Below are 26,843 nucleotides of genomic sequence, written 5' to 3' on the forward strand. Positions count from 1 at the left end.
AATACGCAGTTTACCTGAGTAAATGAGGAATTTTCGGGCAAGCGTAACGCAGTAAATGGTACCTTATGGACAAAAATTATTTAATCAATCCTTCCTTAATCATATATTCAGCAATCTGCACAGCATTGAGTGCTGCACCTTTGCGAATCTGATCAGCCACAGCCCAGAAAGTCAATCCGTTGGGATTGGCCAGGTCGGCACGAATACGTCCCACAAATACCTCATCTCTTCCGGACAGGAACAAAGGCATGGGATACTCGTTGTTGTCGGGATTGTCGATCACTTCAACACCTTCTGCTTTATCAAAAGCCTCACGTGCTTCCTGAACACTTACAGGGCGCTCTGTTTCCACCCAGATGCTTTCGGAGTGTGCACGCAAAATAGGAATACGCACACAGGTGGCGCTTACCTGCACATCTGAATGCATAATTTTGCGGGTCTCGTTAAACATCTTCATCTCCTCCTTAGTGTATCCGTTTTCGGTAAACACATCCACATGAGGAATAACATTCATCGCCAGCTGATGGGCAAATTTCTCAACGGTGGGCTTTTCACCCTTTACAATCTGCTCAAACTGCTTCTCCAGTTCGTCCATTCCGGAAGCTCCGGCACCACTGGCAGCCTGATAGCTGGAAACATGAACCTTGCGAATGTGAGAAATGTTCTCAATCGCTTTGAGCGCTACCACCATCTGAATGGTTGTACAGTTGGGGTTGGCAATGACTTTACGCGGAGCATTGGCACAATCAGTTGCATTCACTTCCGGAACCACCAAAGGTACATCATCATCCATACGGAAAGCACTTGAGTTGTCAATCATTATGGTTCCGTGCCTGGTAATGGTTTTCTCAAACTCTTTGGAAGTTCCCCCTCCAGCACTGGTCAATGCAATATCAATGTCTTTAAAATCGTCGTTGTGTTGAAGTTCTTTTACGACCAGCTCTTTTCCCCTGAATGTGTATTTTTTGCCTGCACTGCGGGCGGACCCGAAAAGCACTAATTCATCAATCGGGAAATCCCTTGTTTCAAGAATACTCAAAAACTCTTGTCCTACAGCACCGCTGGCACCTACAATAGCTAACTTCATGTGATAATATTTGGTTTTACATTGTTGAATAAAATCTCTAAATTGCATTCGGCCGGGTTTATTACACGTCGGAAAGATTTCAATTTCATTCCGGCAGATTTTTCATGACCGTACGACACAATCGTCACAAAATTAATACATTTAAGTAATAAACCCTAATCCAATGAAGCCGATTTTTTTTCATTTAGTCATTACCACCCTGCTGATTCTCACTTATCAACCGGTTTCTTCCACCACATTTCAGAATTTCCCTTCATCATGGACCGGAAATACCGAATGGTTCATTTTCCACCAGGAAGAGAACTCCCTTCAGTTGAATGCTCCGGAGGATTCTGAAAAAGCCATGCTTTTGCACCCTTCCACCGCTTTTGAGGATGCAGCGTGGACAACCGGTTTTCAACTGGCCTTCAATCCTTCCTCTTCCAATTACCTGACAATTATTCTGGTAGCTGACAATGCCGAAAACTTTCAAAACGGTTTTTATCTGGAAGCAGGAACATCGGATGACAACATTTCGCTTTGGGAAAGAAAAAACGGAACCGACAATCTTCTGATCAGAGGTACCGAAAACCGGCTAAACAGTAGTCCGGCTGTTGCCCGGGTAAAAGTAACCCGCAAAAAAGGAGGAAACTGGACGCTGGAAAGCGACACCGGCAACGGCTGGCAAACAGAAGGCTCCATCATACACAAGCGTGGACTTCCCTCTGCTTATGCAGGATTCAGCTGCCACTACACCCAAACCCGACGGGATAAGTTCTATTTAGAACCACTGGAAATATCCGGCTCGGCATACCGGGACACCATTCCCCCGGTAATAGAATCCATGAAGCTAAAAAACGGATACACCATTGAATTGGGTTTTTCAGAGCCTGTGGACGGGAATTTGTCTTCAGAAAGCTTAACCATTGCCAAATCGGGGAAAAACATCATTCACAGCATCGCATTTATCGACGTTTTCACCACTGCCTCCATTCGTTTGACACACAAATTACCTGACGCACAGAATGAAGACCTCCTAATTTCAGGATGGTGCGATGTGAATGGCAATTGCCTGAAAGACACAGCCATTCGCTTCTCATACCTCGCACCTGACATACAATCAGCCCATCTGCTCAATTACACCACCATTGAACTCCGGTTCAACCAACCCATTCCTTATGAAATCATTCATCCTGAGAACTTTGTTTCCGATGAGATTCCTAACGGCTTCTCTCATGTGGAACCTCTTTCAGAGGAAAGCTGCCATCTGTTTCTCAATAAACCCATCCGGGATGCGCTCCAGGCAAATCTTTTCATCAACAATCTTATTCTTCCGGAAGGAGACACTATTCCATCGGGCCCGTATGCTCTTTACTATCATGAAGCAGCCTTTTCTGACCTGGTTGTAACGGAAATCATGCACGATCCCACTCCCCCGGCATTACTTTCCGAAACCGAATTCATAGAATTGTATAACCGGTCGGACCTGCCGGTGAATCTGAAAAATATGACCCTGCAAATCAATGGCAGTATCTTGCAACTACCGGAACACCTCCTTTTCCCGGACACCTATGTAACCATTGCCGCAGATGACACCAACTTTACGGATGCTTTAGTTCCTGACAAATGGATTGTCCTCACCAACGGCGGAGGTGAGATTGTTTTGCAGAACCCCTCAGGCAAAACCACCACAGCATTCCGATATCCCGGCATTTTGACCGGCTCATCTTTCAAGCAGAATGGCGGATGGTCGATGGAGTGTATAGATGCAAATAATCTATCGGGCGACCTGATTAATTGGGCCTATTGCAACAACGACAAGGGAGGCACCCCGGGGGCGGAAAACTCCGTTAAATCCCTGAATCCCGACATGCAAAAACCGGAAATTGAAGATGCGTGGCTGGAAGGCGACTCCATTCTGAAGGTTAACTTTGGTGAGCCTATTGACGAATCAACAATAGACAAAGATGATTTTGAATTATCTGTTCCGGATTTAAACATCACTCATCTGACACAGGAAAACCTGTTTGGAAACATTTTAACCTTTGAATTTCAACCACGTTTAACTCCAAACCGGATAATAACACTAACCTTACCCGCTGAACTGACCGATCTTGCCGGCAACAGCTATGACGGTGCTCCGCAGATGTCTTTTGGCCTTCCCGGAGTAACCGACAGCCTGGATGCAGTCATCAACGAGCTCTTGTTTGATCCACCTTCAGACGGCTGTGATTATGTAGAGTTGTACAACCGTTCAACAAAAATTCTGGCATTAGACAGCCTGTGTCTGGCTCGTGGCGGGAACAACGGCATGCCTGAACCTCTGGTGCTACTCTCCGACAAGTGCCGATGGTTTCTCCCGGGTACCTGGCTTTGCTTTGCCAACGACCCCGACTGGGTGAAAAAGCAATTTAACCAACCCGATGCGGCTAATATCCTTGCTTTAGCTGGGCTTCCCAACTTCGAAAGTGAAGGGGGCAGCGTTTTTCTTACCCTGAAGAACGGCACCATCATCGATCAGATGAATTACACCCCGTCACTCCATTACGATTTACTCTCTGAAACCAAAGGAGTGGCACTTGAAAGAACCCGGTTCGAAGGGCCTTCAGACAATCCGATGACCTGGCATTCAGCAGCATCGACGGCAGGATCAGGAACTCCGGGCTATGCCAATTCGCAGGCGATAAATGTAGAAATAAAACAACCAGAGCGACTCTTCTCGGTATCGCCTGAAATTTTCACTCCGGACCTGGATGGCAACAATGACCAGTTAAAAATTACCTATCAGTTCAATAATCCCGGGAAAAAAGGAACATTTACCATTTATGATGCAGATGGTTTTCAGGTAAAAAAGCTGGTCAATAATCAAAGCCTCGGCACATCGGGGGTTATAACCTGGGACGGCACAAATGATAATCATGCCGCCTCTCCTCCCGGCATTTACATCATCGGAGCAAGAATTTTCGACGAAAAAGGGAATGTTCAAAATGCAAAAGAGTCCTGTGTTTTGGGCATCCGTAGTTATTAATTCACCACTGCAATTTCATAACCGCAATCAGGGCAATACCCTTGCTTAATGTGGTTAAACAATACATGATAGCCTACTCTTTTAATTAAAACAGCTCCGCACCCCGGACAAAGAGTATTTTGATCGGCTGATGCAGGTACGTTTCCCACATATATGTAATTCAAGCCGGCCTCTTTTCCGGCCTCAACAGCACGTTGCATTGTACCCAACGGAGTGGGCGGAACATCCTGCATTTTGTAATCGGGAAAGAAACGACTGATGTGCCACGGAACATCCACACCCAACTCATCGGCTACAAAATGGGCCATTTGGTGCAAATCTCCTGCGCTGTCATTGATCCCCGGAATAATCAGGCTGGTTACTTCGAGCCAGATCCCTTTGCCAACGATGTACTTCATGTTTTCCAAAACCGGCTGCAGCCTCCCCCCCATCAATCGTCGATAAGCATCCTCATGAAAAGCCTTCAGATCAACATTGATGGCATCGAGCCAGAGAGCTGCTATATCCAACATTTCTCTGGTCATAAAACCGTTGGAAACTAAGATATTTTTGAGCCCTGCCTTCCGCGCCAGCAGGCCAATATCGTTGCAATATTCAAAAAAAATAGTGGGCTCGGTATATGTATAGGCAATGCTTTTGCAACCGGCATTCAAAGCCTCCTGTACAATTTCTTCAGGTGAGGCAGTACTTCCCAATTCAAGTATTCCGGGAGAAGTAACCTGTGATATTTCACAATTCTGACAAAAATCGCAATGGAAGTTGCAACCGGCAGTCCCGATAGAGAACGCCCTACTGCCGGGATAAAAATGGTACAAAGGCTTTTTCTCTACAGGGTCTGTGTGTCGCGCAATGGTGCGTCCATAAACATGGGTGTATAAGGTACCATCAATATTTTCACGAACATTGCATATCCCCCACTTACCCGGAGCAATTTTGCAATGATGCGCACACAGGTTACATTTTACGTTTCCATCATCAAACTTCTCGTAAAGCAGAGCCTCTTTCATACAAAAGATCGTTAGATTTATAGAAATTAATGGTTAGTGACCAACAGGCAGAATTCAAAAGGCGGAAGACAGAAAAAATATTGACGCAAAAGCCATCTTTCAACATTCTATAAGAAAGTTTTGCCTGATTAGCAAAAGCCTAACTGCCTGCTATAATGTTTTGATAACAGACAACTTACAACTCGAGTCAGATAAAACCAAAACCGTATAGCGCTGACAATATGGATTTTACCAAAAACATCCATTTAGGCTTAAGTTTATAGTTGCGTGTGGATGTTTAGAGATTGCTTCGGCTACGCCCGAAGCAATCTCTAATTGAAAAAACGTTATTTTAAAATATAGCCTGACCCGACGGACCAGGAAAATTGTAACAAATCACCTCAATTTACCACTGAATAACTGCTTTTGCAAGCAACAACCGTCAAAATCAATAAAACACTCATATCCATGACGATAAAAGAAGTTCAGCAACTTGAGAAATAATCCAAAATAAGTTAGTTTTGTAAAAAGTAATCTTATGAATATTCAGGCAAAGAAATTACAGTTAATGAAATTGATTTTGGAAACAGAAAACCCCAGGATTTTAGAATCAATTAACAACTCAAAACTTAAACACGGTCTTATTGTCGTCCTGTTCACTTTCACAACTATGCTAACAGCCCAGACGCCCGACACAGGCATTTTTAACGAACACAACGATATCGGAGAAACAGGCATCCAGGGAAACGCCTTGTATAACCCGGAAAACCAGACCTACACCATCAGCGGAAGCGGGGAAAACATTTGGTTCGATGAAGATGCTTTCCATTTTGCCTGGCGCGAGATATCAGGAGATTTTATCCTGAGAGCCAGGATGAAATTTGAAGGAGAGGGCAATCACTCACATCGCAAGATGGGATGGATGCTTCGCGAAGATAAAACCACAGGTTCACCTCATTACAGTGCGGTTGTTCACGGTGACGGGCTCACATCGCTTCAATACAGAGAGAAAGAAAACGGTGAAACCCTTGAAATGTCATCAGAAACAGAAGCACCTGACATCGTACAACTGGAACGAAGAGGCGGGACACTTATCATGTCGGTAGCCAAATACGGTGAACCTTTCAGTTCGGTTTCCATCAAGGCAGACAGCCTGTCGGATAAGTTAATGGCCGGGCTCTTCGTCTGTTCACACGACAGCACCACTATTGAAAAAGCAGTTTTTGAAAATGTGCGTTTGGTCAAACCGGCACCTGCTGATTTGGTTCCCTATCAGGATTACCTGGGAAGTCACCTGGAAGTAATGAATATGGAAACCGGGCACAGAAAAATCATTTTTACCTCTCCCATCTCTATTCAGGCACCCAACTGGACACCGGACAACAAACAATTGATCTACAACAGTGAAGGATTGTTATTCAGCATTCCCCCATCCGGAGGAATCCCCCAACAAATAAACACCGGCTTTGCCACCAACAATAACAATGATCACGTGCTTACCTTTGACGGAAAAACCATCGGAATCAGCCATCACACAGAGGAGGACAACGGAAACTCCGTAGTTTACAGTCTTCCCACAGAGGGCGGAACCCCAAAACGAATTACCGACAAGAGCCCCTCCTATCTTCATGGCTGGTCGCCCGACAAACAGTTCGTAATTTATACAGCCGAACGCAAGGGTCAATACGACATCTACAAAATTTCTGCGGACGGCGGCGAGGAGATTCAACTGACCAACCAAAAAGCACTGGATGACGGATCGGAATACTCACCCGACGGGGAATACATCTATTTCAACTCAGCACGGACAGGTACCATGCAGCTCTGGCGAATGCGTCCCGACGGATCGGAACAGACACAACTAACCTTTGATGAATACAACGATTGGTTTCCGCATATCTCTCCCGATGGGAAAGAACTTGTTTTCATCTCCTACGGACCTGAGATAGACGCAGGCGACCACCCTTTCTATAAACACGTATATCTGCGAAAAATACCGGCAGAAGGTGGCCAACCTGAAATCGTTGCCTATCTCTACGGAGGTCAGGGGACGATGAATGTACCCAGTTGGTCGCCCTGCGGCAAATACATCTCGTTTGTAAGTAATAGCGGGGTGTGGTGGTAAGCCCCACCAACCTCCCCCAAGGGGAGGCTAAAAAAATCCCGAAAAAGTTTTCATCTAAGCGAAAGACGCTAATTCATCAGTATAAAATTAATTTTTCAAGGTCTGATGGAACTCGTCCCGAACAATCGGGACTCGTTTCATCTGTAACACAAATCCTTAAAAGTCCCCCTTGGGGGGATTTAGGGGACCCTTTCACTTCCCGCTAACGACTAATTCACTTTCATCTTTCTGTTCTTCCAAAAGGCAGACCCTATCAACACACCAATTATCACCACCGCATAATAAACCGCTGACGGTATGGGCACCGGGTCACCACCGGCATAAGAGTGCATGCCGGTGAGGTAATAGTTTACGCCCAAATAGGTCATTATTACCGATCCGAAGGACAAAAGAGCAGCGGTATTAAAGGCCATGCGTCCCCGCAACCCTGGGATCAGGCGCATGTGTACCACAAAGGCATAAATCAGGATGGTAATGAGCGACCAGGTTTCTTTGGGGTCCCAACCCCAGTAACGGCCCCACGATTCGTTGGCCCAGACACCTCCGAGAAAGGAACCAATCGTCATCAGATACAATCCCACAATCAGGGCCATTTCATTAATAGCTGTCAGTTCATCAATCGCAAGACTTATTCTCGATTTATTCTCTTTGGTTTGCAATGTAGTAAGCAAAAGATTCATAAATCCAAGCAAAGCACCGAGTGTCATGAATCCATAACCACCAATGATTACAGCCACATGCAAGGTCAGCCAGTAAGATTTCAGCACCGGAACCAGATTGGTAATCTCAGGATTCATCCAACTAAGATGAGAAACCATCAGCACCACACCGGCAAAAAGGGCCGTCACCGACAGCACCAGGGGGGAGCGACGGCTAAACAGGAGTCCTGCCAGCAACAATGCCCAGGCAATGAATATCATCGACTCATAACCATTGCTCCAGGGAGCATGCCCCGAAACATACCACCGTAGTACCATTCCAAATGAATGGTAGAGGAAACCAGCTCCGATAATCCATAGCGATGCCGTCTCCACCACTCTCTTTGAAAAAGGCGGATAAACCAATCCCAGAATATTGTATAAAACCAGAATAATGCCCAAAACAAAAAAGAAAGTGGCCAGCCACATAAAAATGTTCAGCCGATTGTAAAGAATCTCTGCATCACGAATGGTTTCGGAAGGCAGCAGCCTTCCGCCATGTACCGACTGAAATTCGGACATATCCTCCAACACAGACAGAGCCTTTTCATTATTATTCTCCCGCAGAGACACAATGAATGCCGGCATCGCGGAAGCGACAAACAAACTGTCTTTTGCAGAGAGCCCTTCAGGTGCTTTGGAAGGAATAAGCCAGGGGTTAGAACGCTCGTTGTTGACCGGAAACATCCGATGCAACTCACCGGACTGGGCCATATAGAACACATTAACCTGTTCGTCCACTTTTATCAGTTCCTGCTCCAGTTTGTCGCGGTTGGCCGGATTGTTTCGATAAGCCGCATCCACCATTTCTTTGATTTTATAGCGACGGTCGGAACCGAAAAAGTCACTAAAAGCTGCCTTCTTCCCGGAAACACCAAGCATCTCTTTCAAGTGAGGATGCTTGACCGTTATCAATGGTACCTGTTGCCACTCGGCAGGGTGGGTAAACATTCCCAAAAGCATTTGATCAGGGTTAAACCCATTAAAACTGTTGTGTTTTACCAGTTTCACCATGATCTCCTGATGCAGGCTGTTGAGTGGTTTAATCCGTCCCCCTTTGTCCTGAACCCACAACTGCCCCAACTTTCCTGCAATATCCTCGTCAGGCCGGGGAGGCATCTCCTGAGAAAAAGCAGTGGTGGAAAAGATAAATAACAAAAGAATGCCTAGACTTTTCCTCTTTTGATAAATGGTATTGGTTTTTTGCAACAACTGACGAAATCTTGTTTTTGAAGCAAAAAGTGACCAAAACATACTGACACTCATCAGAATATACCCCAGATAGGTAATAACTGTCCCCAAAAAATCACGATTTACCGAAAGAATGGTCCCTTTTTCATCCCGATCATAAGACGATTGGTAGAAACGGTAACCTTCGTAATTGAGAATATTGTTCATAAAAATACGGTAATCCATTTTTAAATCTTCGCGCTGATCAATCAACGTAACCTCACTGGCATAGGATGAGGGACTCTCCGAACCGGGATACCTCTCCAATTGAAAATCATTCAACCGGATGGCAAAAGGGAGCTGAAGCGGCAGTGAACCATAGCGAACCGAAATTTTTCCATCAGGCAGAGATAGCGTGTTGGGCTCTCCAAAGACCCCTTTCTCTCCAGTGACATGAAGGTCATAACTCTTCTCATCTCCGGAAATTCTGAAAGAAACCACGTCAGAAAGTCCGGATCCTCCCTGTCCGGGCACGGAAACTGGGCCCAATACTGCTTCGGGCCAAAACCGGGACAAAGCAAATTTCACCTCATCCCAAGAAAACAAAATGCCCGGCTGCATCTCTACAATGGTTCCGGGAGCAACTGATTCCTGAGTTCCTGAAGTCATTGATGATTTCTCTAAGGTCTTCCGGCTTTGCAATACGATACCTGCCTCGCCATGACGACGAATGATGAAGTCCACCCCCGCTGGATCATTGGGCTCAAAAGCAAAGATTACTCCCTGTCGGTTTATTCGCTCTCCGGGAGCCAGGAACTGCTCCGTCCTGCCAACAGAGGATGAAAACAGAATACCTGCCAACGGTTGTCCTCCCGGTTTTTCCACAGGGCGAACAGCTGCATTTTGTACATAAGAGACACTCTCGATCTTGTAGGTTTGATTGTTAATTTCCACACTTTCAGAAAATTCCCGGGGGGTCCGGGGCGATAGAAAAACCTGTTCATGGATTACATCTGTACCACCCTGATCGGCAACCTCAACGGTTACATATCCCTCCAAAGAATAATAAGTATCCGATATTTCTCCTTCACGAATGGGCATGCTCCCCTCAAATCCCACATAACGCGTTATTGCTGCACCCACAATAATGATAAAAAACGACAGGTGAAAGAGCAAAACAGGAAATTTGGACCAACGCCAGAGATTGAAGGCAAACAAATTTCCAAACATATTTATGGCCAGCAAGAGAAATATCAGTTCGAACCACCAGGTGTTGTAAACCAGCGCTCGTGCAGCATTGTATCCAAAATCGTTTTCCAGAAATGTGGCAACGGCCAGCACAACAGCCAGAAAAATAAAGAGAGCACCCATCAGTTGACGGGAGGTGAGAAAATTAACAACGCGATCCATAAAACATTATATTTACATAGTTCGATTTGATTTGCGAAAATAGGATTTTCTTCCGGTTTTAAGCAACAAGTGGTCAGCTAACTCCGTCTGTTGGCTTCTTCCTCACGGTTGGGACAAGTACTTCTACAGCCCCAACAAACCTTTGTGACAGTTTCCAGAAAAAACCAGCCTACTCCACCCGGTATCCAAAAGGGGTGAGTGCCAACCCGGCCAGTTTAAAATGCTGCCGTGCAAATGGAATCCCAATAATGGTAATCGCCAGTAATACCCCGAAGATTAAATGTGTGGCCGCAATCCAGATTCCTCCAATCAGAATCCAAATGATATTCATTACGACGCTCAGGCATCCTCCGTTGGAACGAGTGGGAACCACCTTCTGACCAAAAGGCCACAAAGCCAGCAATCCCAACTTAAGTGTCTGTAAACCAAAGGGAATTCCAACAATGGTAATCATCAGTAAAACACTGGAAACAAAATATTCGATGGCGGTAATAATTCCGCCGAAAATGAGCCAGATAAGATTTCCAAGAATTGACATAAGGATCGTTTTAAATTTAAAAGATGCCAACAACCGAAATCACCATGAGGTATTACGGTTTGTATATTAAAGTAAAAATAAAGAAATATTTAAACTTTCCTGCAGACATCAAGCAACAAGGGTAAAGATTGTTGTGATTCAGCAAATAACTTATCTATTGAATCAGGCTGAAAAAAGTTTGACTCAGCCCCGGCCTCCCCCTTGTATGCATTAATTAACACAAAAGGCGTCAGTACCGTTTCTTTTTAAAAATTTTTACCTCTTTGCTTAAAATTTTCACTCTTTTTAAGAAACGTACTCCCTTTAACCGAATAAATACCCCGCAAGAAAGTGATTAAGAGTTAATTTCGTAAAAATCATTATTAATATTTACCTCAACAAATCACTTACCAATGAGAAAAACATTTTCCCTGCCGACAATCCTGCTGGCCATTTCAACGTTAATTGCCTACAGCGCAATGGGATGTGAGGACAAAGACAACTTCACGCCAATGCTGGAAGTACATTCCTCCTCCCTTACGCTAAATTCAGCAGCTCAAAGCACTGACACATTCAAAATCATCTCAAACACAGAATGGACCATCTCTTCCGGAGCTGAATGGCTCTCACTGACTCCGGCCTCCGGAACCGGAAATGCAAAAATAACTGCAGCAGCAGATGAAAACACTGATTTTACTTCCCGTTCGGCAACGGTTAAGGTTACTGCTGATGGAGTTTCTTCCAAACTGGTGGAGGTAACCCAAAGCCGGGCTCTTTCCGTGTCCAGCAATGAGATAACCATTGATCCGGAAGAAGGTAGTACGGAAAAATTTGTCATTAATTCTGAGGGCAAATGGACCATCTCCGCCTCCGAAGACTGGATAAGCTTTAGCCCGGAGTCAGGAACAGGCAACGCCACCGTTACCATCACTGTCCTTTCAAACCCTGACTCCGAACCAAGAATCGCCACCATCACTGTTACAGAGGCGGGTGCCACCGCACAATCGGTGGATTTGATTCAGGGTGGAAACCCTTGTGACCCGGCTGATGATAATCAGTTTTGCGAAGTAGCTGGATGTGTTATACCCGAGCTTCCCTCATACAATGACCTAACGGAAAACCCGTATCTTCCGGATCCTTTCGAATTTCTGGACGGTTCCAGAGTCACCAGCCAGGCAGACTGGACCTGTCGCCAGGCAGAAATCTCAGCTTTGGCTCAAAAATTTCAGTATGGTTACAAACCCTGCATTCCCTATGATGCCACCACCGGCTCATTCAGTGGAAACACTATAACGGTAACGGTACAGGAAAACGGGCGCTCCATCAGTTTCGACTGCAGCATCACTTACCCCACAACGGGACAGGCACCTTATCCCGCAGTAATCGGTATAGGATTTTCCTTTCTCAACAATCAGCAGTTACTGGACCTGGGGGTTGCCGTAATCAATTTCCCACAGGATGAAATTGCCCTTCAGGATAATGCCGGATCCAGAGGAACAGGAAAGTTCTATGACCTATACTGCAGCAGTCATTCAGCGGGCGCCATTATAGCCTGGTCATGGGGTGTAAGTCGCCTTATTGATGCCTTGGAAAAGACACCTGCCGCCAACATTGACCCTCTTCATCTTGCCGTAACCGGCTGTTCCAGAAATGGCAAAGGCGCTTTGGCAGCCGGTGCTTTCGATGAACGAATTGCACTTACCATTCCTCAGGAATCCGGATCTGGAGGTGCAGCCAGCTGGCGGGTCTCCGATTTTCAGGGATCAAGCGTTCAGCGCTTAAGACAGATTGTTACCGAAAATACATGGTTCAGAAAGAACTTCGATCAATTCAGCACATCCGTGGATAAAGTTCCTTACGATCACCATTCCATCATGGGATTGTGTGCGCCCCGGGGATTGCTGGTCATTGAAAATACATCCATGGAGTGGCTGGGCAATTTGAGCACATGGACAGCAGGAAATGCAGCACATAAAATATGGGAAGCTCTGGGGGTCCCTGACAATATGGGCTTCTCGCAGACAGGCCATTCCGATCACTGTGGATTGCCTGAATCTCAGGAACCGGAAGTGGAAGCATTTGTCAGAAAATTTCTTCTTGAAGAGGAAAATGTCAACACCTCCATTATGAAAACAGACGGAAACCTGACATTTGATGAAGATAAATGGATAAATTGGTCGGTGCCGACCCTCTAACCCAACTATGAGAACAAGGTAATGCCGGAGAGGGATAACTTTTCTCCGGCATTATTTTGATCAATCAAAATGAAACATGACACCCACCGAAAACGGATAAATTTCCGGACCTTCTCCCGTTTTAAACATCGGTTCAGGGTAGTATGTCGCATACAAAGAAAAGTCACCATAACCTGCTTTTGCCATAAATCCGTAACGGAATGTGGGCAGTCCCATATCGCCACGCTTTTTCTTTTTCTCCTCCCCGTTTCCGTCATCAAAAACCAATTTGGTATGCGTTTGCAAACGGACTCCTCCTACCACTCCTCCTGAAAGATACAATGAATTGTGCCGGCTCCTGTTCGAAAACTGGAGTTCAGCCATAAGCGGTACATTCACGTGCATCATCATCAACTTACTTTTGGAAATGGATGCTTCACTTCCTACCTCAGGAAACCATTCCTGTCCGGGTTCATCCACCTCCGAAATATTGTCCAGATTGAAGCGGTAGTTGTTGTATTGCAGTCCAATACCTGTTGTGAGACCGAACCAATTCCCCAAAAGCCGTATGTTTTCCGAAACAGGATAGATACTTACCTCCACAGACTTGGTCTGATTCAAAGACATAAACTCATACCCTGCAGGCAATTCTTCCTGCAAATCTGCATCCAAATACCCGTTCAGAGCAATTCCCACACCTGCCAGGTGACCATCGAAGTATCTTCGCTTCTTTTCCTTTCCGGGAAAAGATATCCCTTCTCCATTATGGCGAATATCAATATAATCCTTTTCTATTTTAACACGATATTGTTGAGGTTCCTCCTCCCCGGTATCCGATATTTGGGACGCCTCTTCCCGGGGCTTATGAGTCACCCCAATCATGCGCCCTTCCCGGTCAATCACCAAATACTCATCATCTGATGTCACAACGGTTGTATCCCCTTCAAAGGGTAGTACTTCATCATAGATCGGCGGTATTACCTCATTTCCCTGCTCATCAATAAAGCCCATTTTTCCACCACGAATAATTCTTGCTCTACCATTCCTGAACGGCTGGATATCCTGATAAACAGGCGGGGCAATAATCTGTCCGTCGGCAGCAACAAACCCGGTCATACCGTCCTTAATCACCTTGATTCTTCCATCATGGGGTGCCCACACATGCTGATATTCACAAGGCACGACCATCAAACCCTCCATATCGACAAAACCAAACTTGCGGTTTTTCATCACCTTGGCCAATCCATTTTCAAACTCCCATATTTGATCATATTCAGCAGGTAAAATGATGCCTTTTTCGATATGATAAAGTCCTGTCTTCATGTTCAACAACACCCTGATGTAATTGTCCTTGTTTGGTGTCCAAACCTGATCAAAACGACAAGGAACAACGATCCGGCCGTTTTTGTCCACCACTCCAACCTGCCCTTCCTCCATCACCCGGAACAGGCCGGATGACATTTCCCAAAACCGATCATACTTCTGCAAAACCGAATCAGGAGATTCGTTTTGCCCCCGGACACTTGTAACCACAAGCACCATCAAAAGAAAAATAACAGCTCGTTTCATAGTTTGATATTATGATACTTTCTAAACAACACCTGTTTTTCAAAAATGAACCAGCGTCACACCAACGGTCCAGGGATAAACTTCAGGTCCCCGTCCCGATTCGATAAGAGGAGTCAGATCACACTTTGCAAACAAATTCAGCCACTTATATCCTGCCTTGGCCATTACTCCATACTTAAAGGTATTGATATTATAGTCATCCCGGCCTTTTTCCTTTTCTCTGTTTCCGTTTTCGGAGTAAACCACTTTGGTGTGGGACCCAAGACGGAAGCCTCCGTAAACACCTGCCGAAATGAAGAAATCTTTTTCTCCGGAACGTGCGGGCAGCTGTAACTCAAGCAAAACAGGCACCGTTAGATAGCTCGTCACCAGTTTATTCTTCTCCACATTCCGATCGGCAACCCGATATGAGGTAATGCCTTCATCACTCCTGATTAAAACATTTTGACTATCGAAGCGGTAGTTGTTAATGGTCCAGCCCAATCCGGTGACAATACCAAAATTATCCCTTTCCTTTTGGAGTCCGATGCTGTATTGCAACAAATTCATTCCCACAGAAACCGATTTTCCGCCATTTAGATCCATCCATTGCCCGTCTTCAGGCAGATTGGAATCAAAGGGAGTGGAAAAGAAATTGGTCAGGCCCAAATCAAATCCCGCCCAGTGACCTTTAAAAGTTTCGCGTGGCTCCCGAACCATCTGGATGCGTGTGTGGTGCCCCGGTCTGTCAATCACTTCATACCGCCGTCTTCCGATGGTAATTTTAGTAATGGTATCGTTCATTTCATCCACCTCCACATCGCCACCGGGAAATTTAACCCTGGTGCGGTGGGGCTCCTCCTCTACGGAAACAATTTCTTTAAATTTACCTGCCCGCCTTGTGGTATCTTGCTGTGCAATAACGCTTCCGGGTAAAATCAATAAAAATGCCAATGCAATGACGCTGTATTGAACTATTGGTTTCATAGTTTTTGGTTTTTAGTTTTGTTAAAAGTTGTCTTCCTCCCTCACTATTGCTTTAACCTACCATATACATAAAACAGGTAAGATATAAACAGGCTGAAAGCCTGAGAGCAATAGCCCAGGGCAGCGCCCTGGGTTTTGAGTCATCCCTCTCACTCCTCTTATTATTGGTCGCGACGCGACCAATAATAAGAGGAGGATTTTTCAATTTCCTTAAACACCTTTGGCCTTATAAAAATACATTCGTTTAAGAACCACGAAATGATGAACGTCTTTAGTTTTTTGTTTGCAAACAACGATAAAACAAGAGTCTTTCAGGTTCGTTCTGTTTTTGAGACGTAGAGAAACTATGAATTGTTACAGAAGAAAAAAATTAATGTGGTTATCATCGCTGACGGAGACTCCGGTAAAGGCTTTTTGCTTCCTTTAGTTCATCGCGGCTGATGTGTCCCGTAAGAAACAAGATGACTACAAAAACGGCAACAACACCAAGTTTAAGAATCAATCCGCTAAAAAACGGAAGCGCGAACAACTGCATTCCGCCCCATACCATCAGACTCCAGATAACCAAAAGAAGAATGTTTCGAACCGGGGAGAAGTTTATCTCCTCAACTTTCCCGGCTTCACTTAAAAACCATATCAAGGCAAAAAGCTGAGCCACCACAGTGGAAATGGAAGCCCCCATTTTACCTATCCAGGGAACGAGAACAAAGTTCCCGGCCACATTAATGACTGCACTCACTATCAAAATCATGGAGATTTTACGGGTACGTTTGTGCTTGTTCAGGGGAAGCGTGAAAAGCTGCCGAAGTCCGGAGAAAATCATCCCGAGCATTAATACCGGTACGATGATTACAGAGGTCTGGAAAAACGCACTTCCCATGGATACCACATAAATAATTTCAGGAGAAAACAAGACAATTCCCAGTCCTCCCAACGTAATAAGCACTGTAAAATAGCGCACAATTCTCTGATAAAAAAGAGTGCTGTTCCCGCTGTGCAGTGTTTTAAAATAATAATTGGTAAAGCCTGTGATGATAGATGCCACAACTACAACCTGAATGAGATTAGAGATTTTAAACGCCATGCTGTAACCTGCCACTTCACTCAAATTCTGATACTGATTAATGATGTGGCGGTCACTTAAGGTTAAAACAGTGGTAAGAATATTGCTGATAGCCAGCGGCAATCCGTATTGCAAAAGCTTTTGGAGCACATCGTACCGGAACTTAAAGGAAAAGTTCCGCCAAATGAGCGGAATCATCGGCACAAAAGTAAAAAAATGAGCAACCATCTGCCCCAGATAAATCCCTTTGAGTCCCATATCAAAAAACTCCAGAAACACGAAGGTGAACAAGAGTACCAAAACCACATTCAAAGAAAACCAGCCGGTCTGTTGCGCGGCTTTCTGCTGAATGCGCAACATAAAAAAGGGAATGTCAAAAAGCAGTCGAAACAGTGTTCCCAGCGAGAAATAAAGAATGATATCACTGGAGATATTGGTCTTAAAAATTGCTGAACTAAAGAAAAAAAGAATTCCGCCAATCACCAAAACTGCCAGAAAACTGCTGATTAAATTGAATGAGTATGCCGTGAAAAACAGCTGTTTCTGCTCCATACGTGACTTAAACTCATAATACCAACGAGAGAATCCGGCGCGAATCCCCCATCCGGAAAGTATCATAATGAATTGTGCAATGGTCTCAAAAAGCGAGACCACACCAAATTCTTCTTCCGAGATGTATTTCAAATAAAGCGGAATCAGCAACACCCCGCTCAGCTTGGAGAGGATATTGCCCACACTGTAAATGGCCGACTGACGAAAAACAAAACGGGTTTGATTCTGCATAATTCAAAATTAGCGGAGTCGCTTTAAATGACGGGCAATTTTTATTTTATTCAACATTTGCCGGTAATACGAAGGTCGGTAAAATTCACGAAACGCTTTGCTGATTTGAGGATTTTCAAATGCCGGATGCGGAATCAGGGGCTTTGGAGACAGCTGAACCCGGTATTTCCCGGTACTCCTCACGTGTGTTCCCGAACCGTCGGCGCCCATATTCCTTACCAGCGATCTCACCGGATAAATATTGGTTTTCCCTTCTCTGAAACAGGCCTGGTTGAACCTAACTGCCCAGGAACCAATCTTTCCGGTTTGTTGTTTGAGCAACATAACCGGCAAATCCTTTCCCAGCAAGGTTAATTCCTTCACCCGGCTTTTATTACTGATAAAGGCATCAAAATCTTTTACATCCCAGTCCACCCGATTCCATCGGTTTCGCCACGTTCCCCAGCCCCAGGAATTGATGCGCGGAAACCTGAAAGCTTCGGCAGCATAATCATCAGGAATGGCAATGGGGGGACAATAACCCGAAACGGAAAAAATTTCTGAATCATCAGCATAACAAGAAAGTCCGCTATTGAGAAAATCAAGAAAGAAAGGGGCTGTTTCCAAATCGTCTTCCAGAACAATACAGGCATCGTCTTGCGCCAAAACCGCACTGACTCCGGCAATAATGGAGGCAGCTAATCCCCTGTTGACATCATTTTTAACAACCCGCACTCTTTTAAAGCCTTCGACATTATCAATAATCTTCCGAACCTCATCAACAGAAGCTCTGTCACCCTCACCTGCAGGCCCGTCTGAAAAGAACCAGACCTCAGTATCTACCGCTCCCGCATTTTTCTGCAGAGCCGCAATGGTCCGTTTTAAATGAACGGGACGATTGTAACAAAATAGAGCAACAGGATAATGCATACTTATGATTTAAGAACAATTTGATTCCAGAAACTGTCTCGCCGGATCTGTTCCAAACGGTCAGTTATTTTTTCCGAAAGAATTTCCTTTTCAGCAATCAGCCCTGCCACAAATCTATTCACATCCATGTCTTCAATTTCCTGATGCTGCAAGTCCATCAAATGATTTTTGAGGTCGAAAAGCTGAACCAGATGGCGATACTTCCCTGCCCATCCGATAATCAACAATGGCTTGTGGCAGATGAGCGCGTGAACGGCACCGTGATAACGCGCCGAAACCACCATTTCAGCGCTGGAAATAATTTCAACTAAAGCTTCCACTGAATAGTCTGAATTATCTATAATCAATAAGTTGTGCGATACCAATGCACTTATCCTTCTGCACAATTCTTCATCATCTCGGCTGTGCCGCACAATTCTGACAACCATCGATTTTTCGAGAAAACAATGGATCAACTCCGCAAACAGTCCAACGACTTTTTCAGGTTCTGAAAAATTAAAAAGCTGTCTGTTGGGTATGACAATCACCTCCCGGCCTGCCTGATTCCCGGCTTTCGGCTCCCTGTGCAGCACTATATCGGAAGAGAGCAGCACAGGACTCTTTCGCACTGACTCAAGGGCTTCCATACTTTCAGGCTCACGCGCAAATGCAAGAGTGGGATAATTGAGAAGATCTTGTCCCCACCATCTGAACAGGAGTTTTTTTATCCCCCTGAAATTGAACGGGCCGAAACTCTGAGGGAGCAACCAGACCGGAACCCTGCTTTTCCGGGCAAGATGAAACGGGAGCAGATAGGCCACACTCCACAACAATGGCTGATTATGAGCACTTAGGCCATAGCCACTAATATCAAACAACGCATCAGCTTCCCGAAACAGACGCTTTATCGAATTTTCATCATCACTGATTGTTTTGCGAGTGAAGAACATCTTCAAAAACGGAAATGAAATGCGAAAAAGAGTGCGCACATGCATATTCACAATTCTGTAATCATAGTTCTTTTTTTCCACATCGGTTTTAACCGGAAACAAATCCACCAACACCGGATCATAGCCTGGAAAGTGTTCCCGGATTCCATCCACGGTGGCCATCAACATGGATTCAGCACCCTTGTTGATGAAATTTCCTCCTATGATTAAAATTGTCTTCATTGGCACAATACACTATTCTTAGGGTTGATGAAATTCCAAAAGTTCAGTGACTCCTTTTCTCACAGAACAGGCTACAAGGCCGGTCCCCGCTGCCTGCCCCATAGCTATCAACATCACCGGCCTTTCGAACTTCTCCAGCGCCACAATCTTTCGCAGGGCCTTCTCCGGTTTCTTATTGTCAGGCCAATTGATCGGACAGGAAGAAACGCCCATACTTTCCAATGCCAGCATAAAATTCATAGATGCCAGACTTCCGTCGATGTACATCAAATGGCGGTCGCCCGGAGAGGGAGAGACACTGGTACTTCCCACAACTACGGCCAGTGAAGGGATACCTTCCGCAAATGAACGGGCACCTCCGGCAAGTTTACTCACAGCCACCACACTCTCTTTATCTTCCAGTACAACAAACCGAAATGGCTGGCGATTACAAGAACTGGGCGCTGTGGCAGCCATCCGAACGGCTTTTTGAAGCTGATCCCGCGACGGGTTACTTCCAGGAACAAAGCTGCGCACAGATTTTCGGATATTCAGAAGTTTTTGGAAATGAATGAAAGCATCCGAATCGGGGGATGACTTCACAAAAGGCAATTTGCTTTGGTCCGGCAGGTTTTTAGTATAAATAACTCTTCTGAAATACTGATAAGCATCCTGAACAACAGGAGATTCTCCAACTATCCTAAAGTATTCATTCAGGATATCGAATACCCAGTCGTTCAGTTCCGATGATCCGGTCTGAGCCACTGACGCCGAAAATTGCGAAACAGTTTGCCCGATAAAATCAAGGCCAAAAACCTGCTTCCGGTCTTCAGCCATCAGTCCTTTTTCCAGCCGGTGGGTATTACGTCGCAACAGCGATTCATTAAAAACAGGACCACGGCTACGCTTCAGGTAAAAATAACGCCCGTGAATATACTGGCGCATTTCGGCACTAAAAGTAGAAGAAAAAAGAGCAAAATAAATCCGACGCAACAAGCCGGATCTTTTAAGCATTGGCAAAACAGCCAACAACTCAGCAACCTCCTTTAAATCCATCCATTTCAAATAGACCTTTTGGGCAAATTCCAAAAGGCCTGCTTTTTGAAGAATATTCTGAAGCGGTTTTCCCATTTTCTGTTTATTCAAAATCTCCCACAAAGATAAAAGTATTTAGTGGTTAGCAGGCAATCCGTTGTACATCTCCTAAAATCCGGCTGGTGTATCAAATGCCGGAAAAGTCATTTTTGTTCAGTTCCATCTTTTCCTCAATCAGTTTTTTGCCTGTAACAACTTCTGCCCCTTCTTCCACTATCGCTTTAAGTAGATCTTGATAAAAAACTGTAACACCACCATATTCATACTCGCTCATCCTGCAATTATGCCAAAGCAAAGAAAAAAGTCCGTTAAACTTCCGGGCTTCTCTGATGTAATGAAAAACAGATTTTCGAATTTCTTCAAAACCCTCTTTGCGGTATTGCAAAACAGAAACTTCCATCATTACCAGGGGAATTTCCCATATCTTCATCATGCGGTCATTTTCAAAATCATACGGGTGAAACGGAAAGCAATAACCGTTGCGATAGCCGTCCTGTTCCGCAAAAGCCAGAGAAGTATCGTAAATCAGTCCTGCTTTTTCCTGAAGCTGAAAAGTTGAAGGATGGAAAAAACGAAGATAATGCTGACGAATACCCGCAGGGGCTTCTCCCAACACTTTGGTGAGCTCATCTCTCTGTTGGAGCATATTATCCCCGTCGGCTGCAGAGCGCATAGTGCCATGAAGTCCTACTTCAAATCCCTCTTCTTTGAGAACTTTAATCAAGTCACTTATCCTTTTAAAATGAAATTTATACAATGAATTATCAAACCGGTCCTCCTGCTTCAGGAAAAAGAAGGTTGAGCGAATGCCCAGTCTTTTCTCCAGGTTTGTAATCCAGTCAAAGTTCCACCACGGATCCTGGTTTCTGAAAGGATTCAACTGAAAAGCAATCCCTTTAAGAAACAATTTAAATGTTGTCTTTCGGCTGTTTTGTAATGGTGCAAGCCCCAACAATTGTTTGATTTTAAACAAAATACGAAACGGATGATGAAAGGATATCCGATCCACATCGTGTGAAAGCAAAAACCCGAAGTTTTGGAACAACCGTTTGCGATGAACAGAGCAATTCTGGTGCTTCTCAAACTCCTCCAAACCCCGAATCACCATTTCCATATAATAATTCACCAACGGTAAATGCGCACAACCCAGTTTGTTTTGCAAGGAACAGGCATACGGGAAACGGCCATATCGATCCCGCTGTGAGACCTCCAATTCCTGAAGTCCGGAGAGTAAGTAAAAAACAGAAGACAAAAAATCAAACCCAAAAATCAGATTTCCCCTCTCGTCCATGCGATAAAGATCCAATTGAGATGGGCCAAGCGGAAAAAGAATCGGAATCTCCTCCCCCATAAATTCGACCGATTGCGGGGCCGGTGTCCCGGCATCTGACAACAGAAAAACAACTTTATTTTGAATTTCAGGACAGATCTCTTCATGTTCATTTAAAACAACATAACAGGAATCATTCAAAGCATTGGTTGAAATATGCTGCTTTAAATGAAACAACACATACTCTATTTTATTGGTAGAAAGCAACATAAAATCTCTGTTAACCGATCAATAATACCTGCTTTATCCGGAAGAGAGGCAGACTGCAAACAAGCTGAAAGCTTGGGAACGATAGTCATGGGCGCTGCTTAAAGACCTTCGGCCTTTTTAAAATCATGTATTCCTTAAAAAGCAAAAAGACTTTTCCTTTGGAATACTAAATTACACACAACCACGCTACAAAACAAAGGTATGATTATATCCTGTTTTTATTCATCCGTATAAAATTTATTAATTAAGGTCGGATGGAACTCGCATGCAAGAATTTATACATGTTCTTTTGAGGCAATCGTTGCCATGCTCGTTTCACAAATAATTATTGATGTCCGTTTAAAAAATTGAAATTGCTTTACAACGTACCAAATGACAGATTTTTTTGGGGAATAGTCGCCACCATCCACCGATTAATAAAAATTAACGTCAGTATATTAAGAGGCCTAAGGAATTAGCGTAACTTTGCACTCAACCAAAACTTAAGCCAATGGAAATTTTCACCACGCAGTACTTCGGTCTCTTTGTCATCATCTGCCTGGGCTTCATCCTTGGAAGCATCAAATTTAAAGGCATCTCACTGGACATCTCTGCCATCATTTTTGTGGCATTGATTTTTGGACATTTCGGGATGACCATGCCCCCAATTATTGGAAAACTCGGACTTATCCTATTTATTTATACCATTGGTATGCAGGCCGGTCCCGGATTTTTCGAATCATTCAAGCAACAGGGACGCAATCTGGCCATCATTGCCACCATCATCGTGGCATCTGCTTCGGCCATCACTTTTGCCGCATTTTGGTGGACCGGAATCGAGATGCCCGTGGCCATTGGCTTGTTGACAGGGGCTCTTACCAGTACTCCCGGACTTGCAGCGGCCATTGACGCCACCGGATCCCCATTGGTCTCCATCGGTTACGGTATCGCTTATCCCTTTGGCGTTATCGGAGTCATTCTGTTTGTCAGACTTTATCCCAAATTTGTGAAGGCAGACATCAAAAAAGCTGAAAAGGAATATGAGAAACTGAGTGAATCAGGCTTTCCGGAAATTAAAAGCAAGACATTCAAAGTGGAGAATGAAAATGTCGAGGGAAAATCCATTTCGGAACTTCGAATCCGCTCCATGACCCAAGCTGTAATCTCCAGGATCATGCACAACGGGGAAGCAGTGGTGCCGTCTCCAGATACCATCCTGCACAAGGGAGATCTTGTAAAAGCAGTAGGCACCGAAGATTCATTAAACAAAATCAACCTGCTGATTGGTAACGAAACGGAAGAGCAAATCCCCCTGCATAAATCCTATGAGGTTCAATCCATCCTGGTTACCAATAAGGAAGCCGTCAATCAGATGCTGGGAACTTTCAATCTCTGGAGCAACTATCAGGCAACCGTCACCCGCCTGCGACGTAGTGGAATCGACATCACCCCATCACCCACCATGCGGCTGCACATGGGCGATAAGCTAACGGTTGCCAGCAGCCGGGAAAACATGAAACAGGTAGTTCGGATTTTCGGAAACAACGACAAAAAACTTTCCGACACCGATTTCTTCCCTATTGCAGCAGGAATTGTACTGGGTATTATCTTGGGCGGTCTCTCCCTCTCATTTGGAGAAAACATCTCCTTCAACCTGGGATTAACCGGCGGAATACTCGCAGTTGCGATGATATTGAGCCGCATCGGACGTACCGGCCCCATCATCTGGAGTATGTCGGGGGCTGCCACACAGCTGTTGCGGCAGATTGGGCTGATGTTCTTCCTCGTGGAGGTGGGAACAAAAGCCGGATCCCAACTGGTGGAAACTTACAATCAATATGGCTCACAGCTTTTTGTCATAGGAGGAGTCATCACTTTACTCCCTATGTTGCTTGCTGTTATATCTGCTCATTTCATGAAAAAGATGAATATACTGACCATGCTGGGTGCCATTACCGGTTCCATGACCAGTACTCCTGGACTTGCAGCCGTTGACCCCATGACTGACACCAACGCTCCCGCCATTGCCTATGCCACAGTTTACCCGGTAGCCATGGTATTGCTGATTATCTTTACACAACTACTGGCAATTTTTTAAAGGATTGTTTTGCCGATAACAGTTCGTTAAAGAAAACTTAAACGCAAAGGCGCAATGAGGCAAAGGTTTTACAATGGGATAGGAGTAGTTCAAGAATCTTATATCTCAGCGAAGTCTTGACAAAGAAAACCATGAAAAAACCAGTGAAAAGAATCATTACCGGAAACCTCTTCCGTCTGTTGATGGGGATTTTGGTAGTTTTTTTACTTTTCCTGTGCATTCCGCCTCCCCAATTTAACAAACCTCTTTCGACGGTCGTTTTTGCCGGTGACGGCTCACTACTGGGTGCCCACATAGCAAAGGATGGCCAATGGAGATTCCCGGCGCCCTCTGACCTGCCAAAAAAATACAAAAGCGCTCTGCTTACTTTTGAGGATGAATACTTCTATTACCATCCGGGCATCAACCCATGGTCGCTTATCCGGGCCACCTTCCAGAACATAAAACAAGACAGAATAGTAAGTGGTGGCAGTACCATCACCATGCAAGTGGCCAGGATGTCGGCCGATGCTCCCAGAACCATCGGCAACAAAATACTGGAAATGGTCAAGGCTTTGCGACTGGAGTTGACGCACAGCAAAGAGGAGATTCTGCTCATCTATGCCGGCAATGCTCCTTTCGGAGGGAATGTTGTCGGTTTTGAAACAGCCTCCTGGCACTATTTCGAACGACCGCCAAAACATCTCACCTGGGCTGAAGCAGCTCTTCTGGCTGTTTTGCCCAATGCTCCCGGATTGCTTCGCCCGGGACACAACAGCATCATACTCAAAGAAAAAAGAGACCGTCTGTTACAAAAGCTTTCCGAAAACGGCCACATCTCTCCCATTGAGCTGAAGCTTTCGATCGAGGAACCACTCCCTGAAGGCACCCGGCCACTTCCCTCATCTGCTCCACACCTGATTGATTATTACCTGAAGACCCGTCCGGGAGAGATGATACACACCACTCTGAATGCAAATCTGCAAAAACAAGCAAAGGATGCCCTGCAACGGCACTCCAACCGTATGGCTTCCAACCTCATCCGTCATGCCGGAGCCATCATCGCAGATGTGGAAACCGGACATGTGCTGGCCTACATCGGCAACAGTGCATCTCGTAAAGAGAGAACAGGCCATGCGGTTGACATGATTCGGGCCCAAAGAAGTTCCGGAAGCATACTTAAACCAATACTTTATGCGGATGCCCTTCAGGAAGGGACCATCCTGCCTCAGAGCCTTCTGGCAGATGTCCCCACCCAGTACCAAAGTTACACACCCTCAAACTTCCACCGCAAATACGATGGTGCTGTTGCAGCAGATGAAGCACTTTCCCGATCACTCAACATACCCTTTGTGCGACTCCTGCACCAACACGGGGCAGAAAAATTTCTCAACAAACTAAACATGGCCGGTATCACTACAATGAATAAAGGCTATGAACATTACGGACTTAGTCTGATTCTCGGTGGCGGGGAAGTAACTCTTTGGGAGTTGGCAGGAACTTACGCCTCCATGGGACGGACTTTAAAGCACTACGTTGAAAACAACAGCCGTTACAGCAGCAATGACTTCCACCCGCTGCAGTTGGAACAATCTGTTACAGCTCCAACACAACCCACCGACCACCCTTCTGTTTTTTCGGCAGGTGCCATCTGGTGGACCCTCGAAGCCATGAAGAGCCTAGTACGTCCTCCTGAAGAGAGCGGATGGGAACATTTTACTTCCGGACAAAATATTGCATGGAAAACCGGTACGAGCTATGGCTTCCGGGATGCCTGGAGCATTGGTGTCAACGCGCGATACGTGGTTGGGGTTTGGGTAGGCAATGCATCCGGCGAAGGACGGGCCGGTCTGCTGGGGGGACTCACCGCCGGCCCTTTGATGTTCAGGCTTTTTGATCTCCTTCCCACATCCCCCTGGTATAAAGTGCCGCATGACGACTTAAAAGAGACGCAGATCTGCCAAAAATCGGGGTTCAGAGCATCACCGATATGCCCGGAAACAGAAACAATGCTGATTCCGCATACCATAAAATCCAATCCTGTCTGTCCCTACCATCAGCTGATCCATCTCACCCCTGACAGACAATTCCAAACCCGAAAATCATGCGAACCGGAAGGTGAAATCATCTCCGAGCCGTGGTTTGTCCTGCCGCCATTAATGGCCTGGTATTACAGTCGCCAAAAGCCGGACTATCGGTATCTACCACCCGAAAAACCGGGATGCTTTCAATCCTCCAAATCTCCAATTGGTTTTATCTATCCCCCGCCGGGGGCAACCATCATGCGTCCTGTGGACTTTGATGGAGAACAGGAAAAAATTGTTTTCAAAGTGGTTCATTCCAATCCGGAGGCTGAAATCTTCTGGCACCTTAACCAGGACTATCTGGGCAAAACCAAAGAAAACCATGAAATGGAACTTGAACCGAAAAAAGGAGAACATCGGCTTACTCTTGTGGATGACCAGGGAAACAAAATCATCCGAAAATTCACCATTAAAGAATAAAATCTCTATTCTCGTCAAACAAATTATTCCTTTTTCATCCCCTTTACTAAGTTT

Annotated in this window: 16 protein-coding genes; 5 read left to right on the forward strand and 11 right to left on the reverse strand. The window is 45.2% G+C overall.

The window, feature by feature from the left end; translation table 11 throughout:
- Positions 1 to 76: 76 nt before the first annotated feature.
- Positions 77 to 1,087, reverse strand: coding sequence for an aspartate-semialdehyde dehydrogenase (locus BY457_RS02650; RefSeq protein WP_106151777.1), 1,011 nt, complete (start codon positions 1,085 to 1,087; stop codon positions 77 to 79).
- A gap of 163 nt (positions 1,088 to 1,250) precedes the next feature.
- Between BY457_RS02650 and BY457_RS02655 the strand changes: the two genes are divergently transcribed.
- The gene (locus tag BY457_RS02655) at positions 1,251 to 4,094 is read left to right on the forward strand and encodes a lamin tail domain-containing protein (RefSeq protein WP_106151778.1); all 2,844 of its coding nucleotides are present in this window, start codon (positions 1,251 to 1,253) and stop codon (positions 4,092 to 4,094) included.
- Here BY457_RS02655 and amrS read toward each other — a convergent pair.
- The gene (gene amrS, locus BY457_RS02660) at positions 4,091 to 5,101 is read right to left on the reverse strand and encodes an AmmeMemoRadiSam system radical SAM enzyme (protein WP_106151779.1); all 1,011 of its coding nucleotides are present in this window, start codon (positions 5,099 to 5,101) and stop codon (positions 4,091 to 4,093) included. The genes BY457_RS02655 and amrS overlap by 4 nt on opposite strands.
- A gap of 517 nt (positions 5,102 to 5,618) precedes the next feature.
- Here amrS and BY457_RS02665 point away from each other — a divergent pair.
- Positions 5,619 to 7,205 carry a TolB family protein gene (locus BY457_RS02665; protein ID WP_258176533.1) on the forward strand — a complete coding sequence of 529 codons (1,587 nt, stop codon included), beginning with the start codon at positions 5,619 to 5,621 and terminating at the stop codon, positions 7,203 to 7,205.
- 209 nt (positions 7,206 to 7,414) lie between these two features.
- Here BY457_RS02665 and ccsB read toward each other — a convergent pair whose 3' ends face one another.
- Complete coding sequence (ccsB, locus tag BY457_RS02670; protein WP_106151780.1) at positions 7,415 to 10,483, reverse strand: c-type cytochrome biogenesis protein CcsB; 3,069 nt, start codon at positions 10,481 to 10,483, stop codon at positions 7,415 to 7,417.
- A gap of 169 nt (positions 10,484 to 10,652) precedes the next feature.
- Positions 10,653 to 11,021 (reverse strand): YccF domain-containing protein, encoded by a 369-nt coding sequence (locus BY457_RS02675; protein ID WP_106151781.1) that lies wholly within the window; start codon positions 11,019 to 11,021, stop codon positions 10,653 to 10,655.
- Between the two features lie 392 nt (positions 11,022 to 11,413).
- On the opposite strand from BY457_RS02675, the gene BY457_RS02680 reads away from it, so the two are divergent.
- Complete coding sequence (locus BY457_RS02680; RefSeq protein WP_106151782.1) at positions 11,414 to 13,195, forward strand: BACON domain-containing protein; 1,782 nt, start codon at positions 11,414 to 11,416, stop codon at positions 13,193 to 13,195.
- Between the two features lie 60 nt (positions 13,196 to 13,255).
- On the opposite strand, the gene BY457_RS02685 is transcribed toward BY457_RS02680, so the two are convergent.
- The 7 genes from BY457_RS02685 to BY457_RS02715 all read right to left on the reverse strand — a co-directional run bounded on the left by BY457_RS02685 (position 13,256) and on the right by BY457_RS02715 (position 22,229).
- Positions 13,256 to 14,743 (reverse strand): WG repeat-containing protein, encoded by a 1,488-nt coding sequence (locus BY457_RS02685; RefSeq protein WP_106151783.1) that lies wholly within the window; start codon positions 14,741 to 14,743, stop codon positions 13,256 to 13,258.
- Between the two features lie 39 nt (positions 14,744 to 14,782).
- On the reverse strand, positions 14,783 to 15,709 hold the full coding sequence (locus tag BY457_RS02690; protein WP_106151784.1) for a porin family protein: 927 nt from the start codon (positions 15,707 to 15,709) through the stop codon (positions 14,783 to 14,785).
- A gap of 382 nt (positions 15,710 to 16,091) precedes the next feature.
- Positions 16,092 to 17,555, reverse strand: a complete 1,464-nt coding sequence (locus BY457_RS02695) for an oligosaccharide flippase family protein (RefSeq protein ID WP_106151785.1) — start codon at positions 17,553 to 17,555, stop codon at positions 16,092 to 16,094.
- 9 nt (positions 17,556 to 17,564) lie between these two features.
- The gene (locus BY457_RS02700; RefSeq protein ID WP_106151786.1) at positions 17,565 to 18,464 is read right to left on the reverse strand and encodes a glycosyltransferase; all 900 of its coding nucleotides are present in this window, start codon (positions 18,462 to 18,464) and stop codon (positions 17,565 to 17,567) included.
- Between the two features lie 2 nt (positions 18,465 to 18,466).
- Positions 18,467 to 19,615: a polysaccharide pyruvyl transferase family protein gene (locus BY457_RS02705; RefSeq protein WP_106151787.1), complete on the reverse strand. Its 1,149-nt coding sequence runs from the start codon at positions 19,613 to 19,615 to the stop codon at positions 18,467 to 18,469.
- 18 nt (positions 19,616 to 19,633) lie between these two features.
- Positions 19,634 to 20,725, reverse strand: a complete 1,092-nt coding sequence (locus BY457_RS02710; RefSeq protein ID WP_146130944.1) for a nitroreductase family protein — start codon at positions 20,723 to 20,725, stop codon at positions 19,634 to 19,636.
- A 91-nt stretch (positions 20,726 to 20,816) separates the two neighbouring features.
- A complete protein-coding gene (locus tag BY457_RS02715; protein ID WP_106151789.1) occupies positions 20,817 to 22,229 on the reverse strand; it encodes a polysaccharide deacetylase family protein in 1,413 nt (470 codons plus the stop codon).
- 490 nt (positions 22,230 to 22,719) lie between these two features.
- Between BY457_RS02715 and BY457_RS02720 the strand changes: the two genes are divergently transcribed.
- Positions 22,720 to 24,306: an aspartate:alanine exchanger family transporter gene (locus tag BY457_RS02720; RefSeq protein ID WP_106151790.1), complete on the forward strand. Its 1,587-nt coding sequence runs from the start codon at positions 22,720 to 22,722 to the stop codon at positions 24,304 to 24,306.
- Positions 24,307 to 24,437: 131 nt separating this feature from the next.
- Positions 24,438 to 26,789 carry a penicillin-binding protein 1C gene (gene pbpC / locus BY457_RS02725; RefSeq protein WP_106151791.1) on the forward strand — a complete coding sequence of 784 codons (2,352 nt, stop codon included), beginning with the start codon at positions 24,438 to 24,440 and terminating at the stop codon, positions 26,787 to 26,789.
- The last annotated feature ends 54 nt before the right edge of the window (positions 26,790 to 26,843 follow it).

This window comes from Marinilabilia salmonicolor, from assembly GCF_003003035.1.
In the GTDB taxonomy this organism is placed as follows: Bacteria; Bacteroidota; Bacteroidia; order Bacteroidales; family Marinilabiliaceae; genus Marinilabilia; species Marinilabilia salmonicolor_A.

Bases quoted from the DNA above. Each gene is read 5' to 3' on its own strand.
- BY457_RS02650 (WP_106151777.1), bottom strand. From the start codon at position 1,087: ATGAAGTTAGCTATTGTAGGTGCCAGCGGTGCTGTAGGACAAGAGTTT.
- BY457_RS02655 (WP_106151778.1), top strand. From the start codon at position 1,251: ATGAAGCCGATTTTTTTTCATTTAGTCATTACCACCCTGCTGATTCTC.
- amrS (WP_106151779.1), bottom strand. From the start codon at position 5,101: ATGAAAGAGGCTCTGCTTTACGAGAAGTTTGATGATGGAAACGTAAAA.
- BY457_RS02665 (WP_258176533.1), top strand. From the start codon at position 5,619: ATGAATATTCAGGCAAAGAAATTACAGTTAATGAAATTGATTTTGGAA.
- ccsB (WP_106151780.1), bottom strand. From the start codon at position 10,483: ATGGATCGCGTTGTTAATTTTCTCACCTCCCGTCAACTGATGGGTGCT.
- BY457_RS02675 (WP_106151781.1), bottom strand. From the start codon at position 11,021: ATGTCAATTCTTGGAAATCTTATCTGGCTCATTTTCGGCGGAATTATT.
- BY457_RS02680 (WP_106151782.1), top strand. From the start codon at position 11,414: ATGAGAAAAACATTTTCCCTGCCGACAATCCTGCTGGCCATTTCAACG.
- BY457_RS02685 (WP_106151783.1), bottom strand. From the start codon at position 14,743: ATGAAACGAGCTGTTATTTTTCTTTTGATGGTGCTTGTGGTTACAAGT.
- BY457_RS02690 (WP_106151784.1), bottom strand. From the start codon at position 15,709: ATGAAACCAATAGTTCAATACAGCGTCATTGCATTGGCATTTTTATTG.
- BY457_RS02695 (WP_106151785.1), bottom strand. From the start codon at position 17,555: ATGCAGAATCAAACCCGTTTTGTTTTTCGTCAGTCGGCCATTTACAGT.
- BY457_RS02700 (WP_106151786.1), bottom strand. From the start codon at position 18,464: ATGCATTATCCTGTTGCTCTATTTTGTTACAATCGTCCCGTTCATTTA.
- BY457_RS02705 (WP_106151787.1), bottom strand. From the start codon at position 19,615: ATGAAGACAATTTTAATCATAGGAGGAAATTTCATCAACAAGGGTGCT.
- BY457_RS02710 (WP_146130944.1), bottom strand. From the start codon at position 20,725: ATGGGAAAACCGCTTCAGAATATTCTTCAAAAAGCAGGCCTTTTGGAA.
- BY457_RS02715 (WP_106151789.1), bottom strand. From the start codon at position 22,229: ATGTTGCTTTCTACCAATAAAATAGAGTATGTGTTGTTTCATTTAAAG.
- BY457_RS02720 (WP_106151790.1), top strand. From the start codon at position 22,720: ATGGAAATTTTCACCACGCAGTACTTCGGTCTCTTTGTCATCATCTGC.
- pbpC (WP_106151791.1), top strand. From the start codon at position 24,438: ATGAAAAAACCAGTGAAAAGAATCATTACCGGAAACCTCTTCCGTCTG.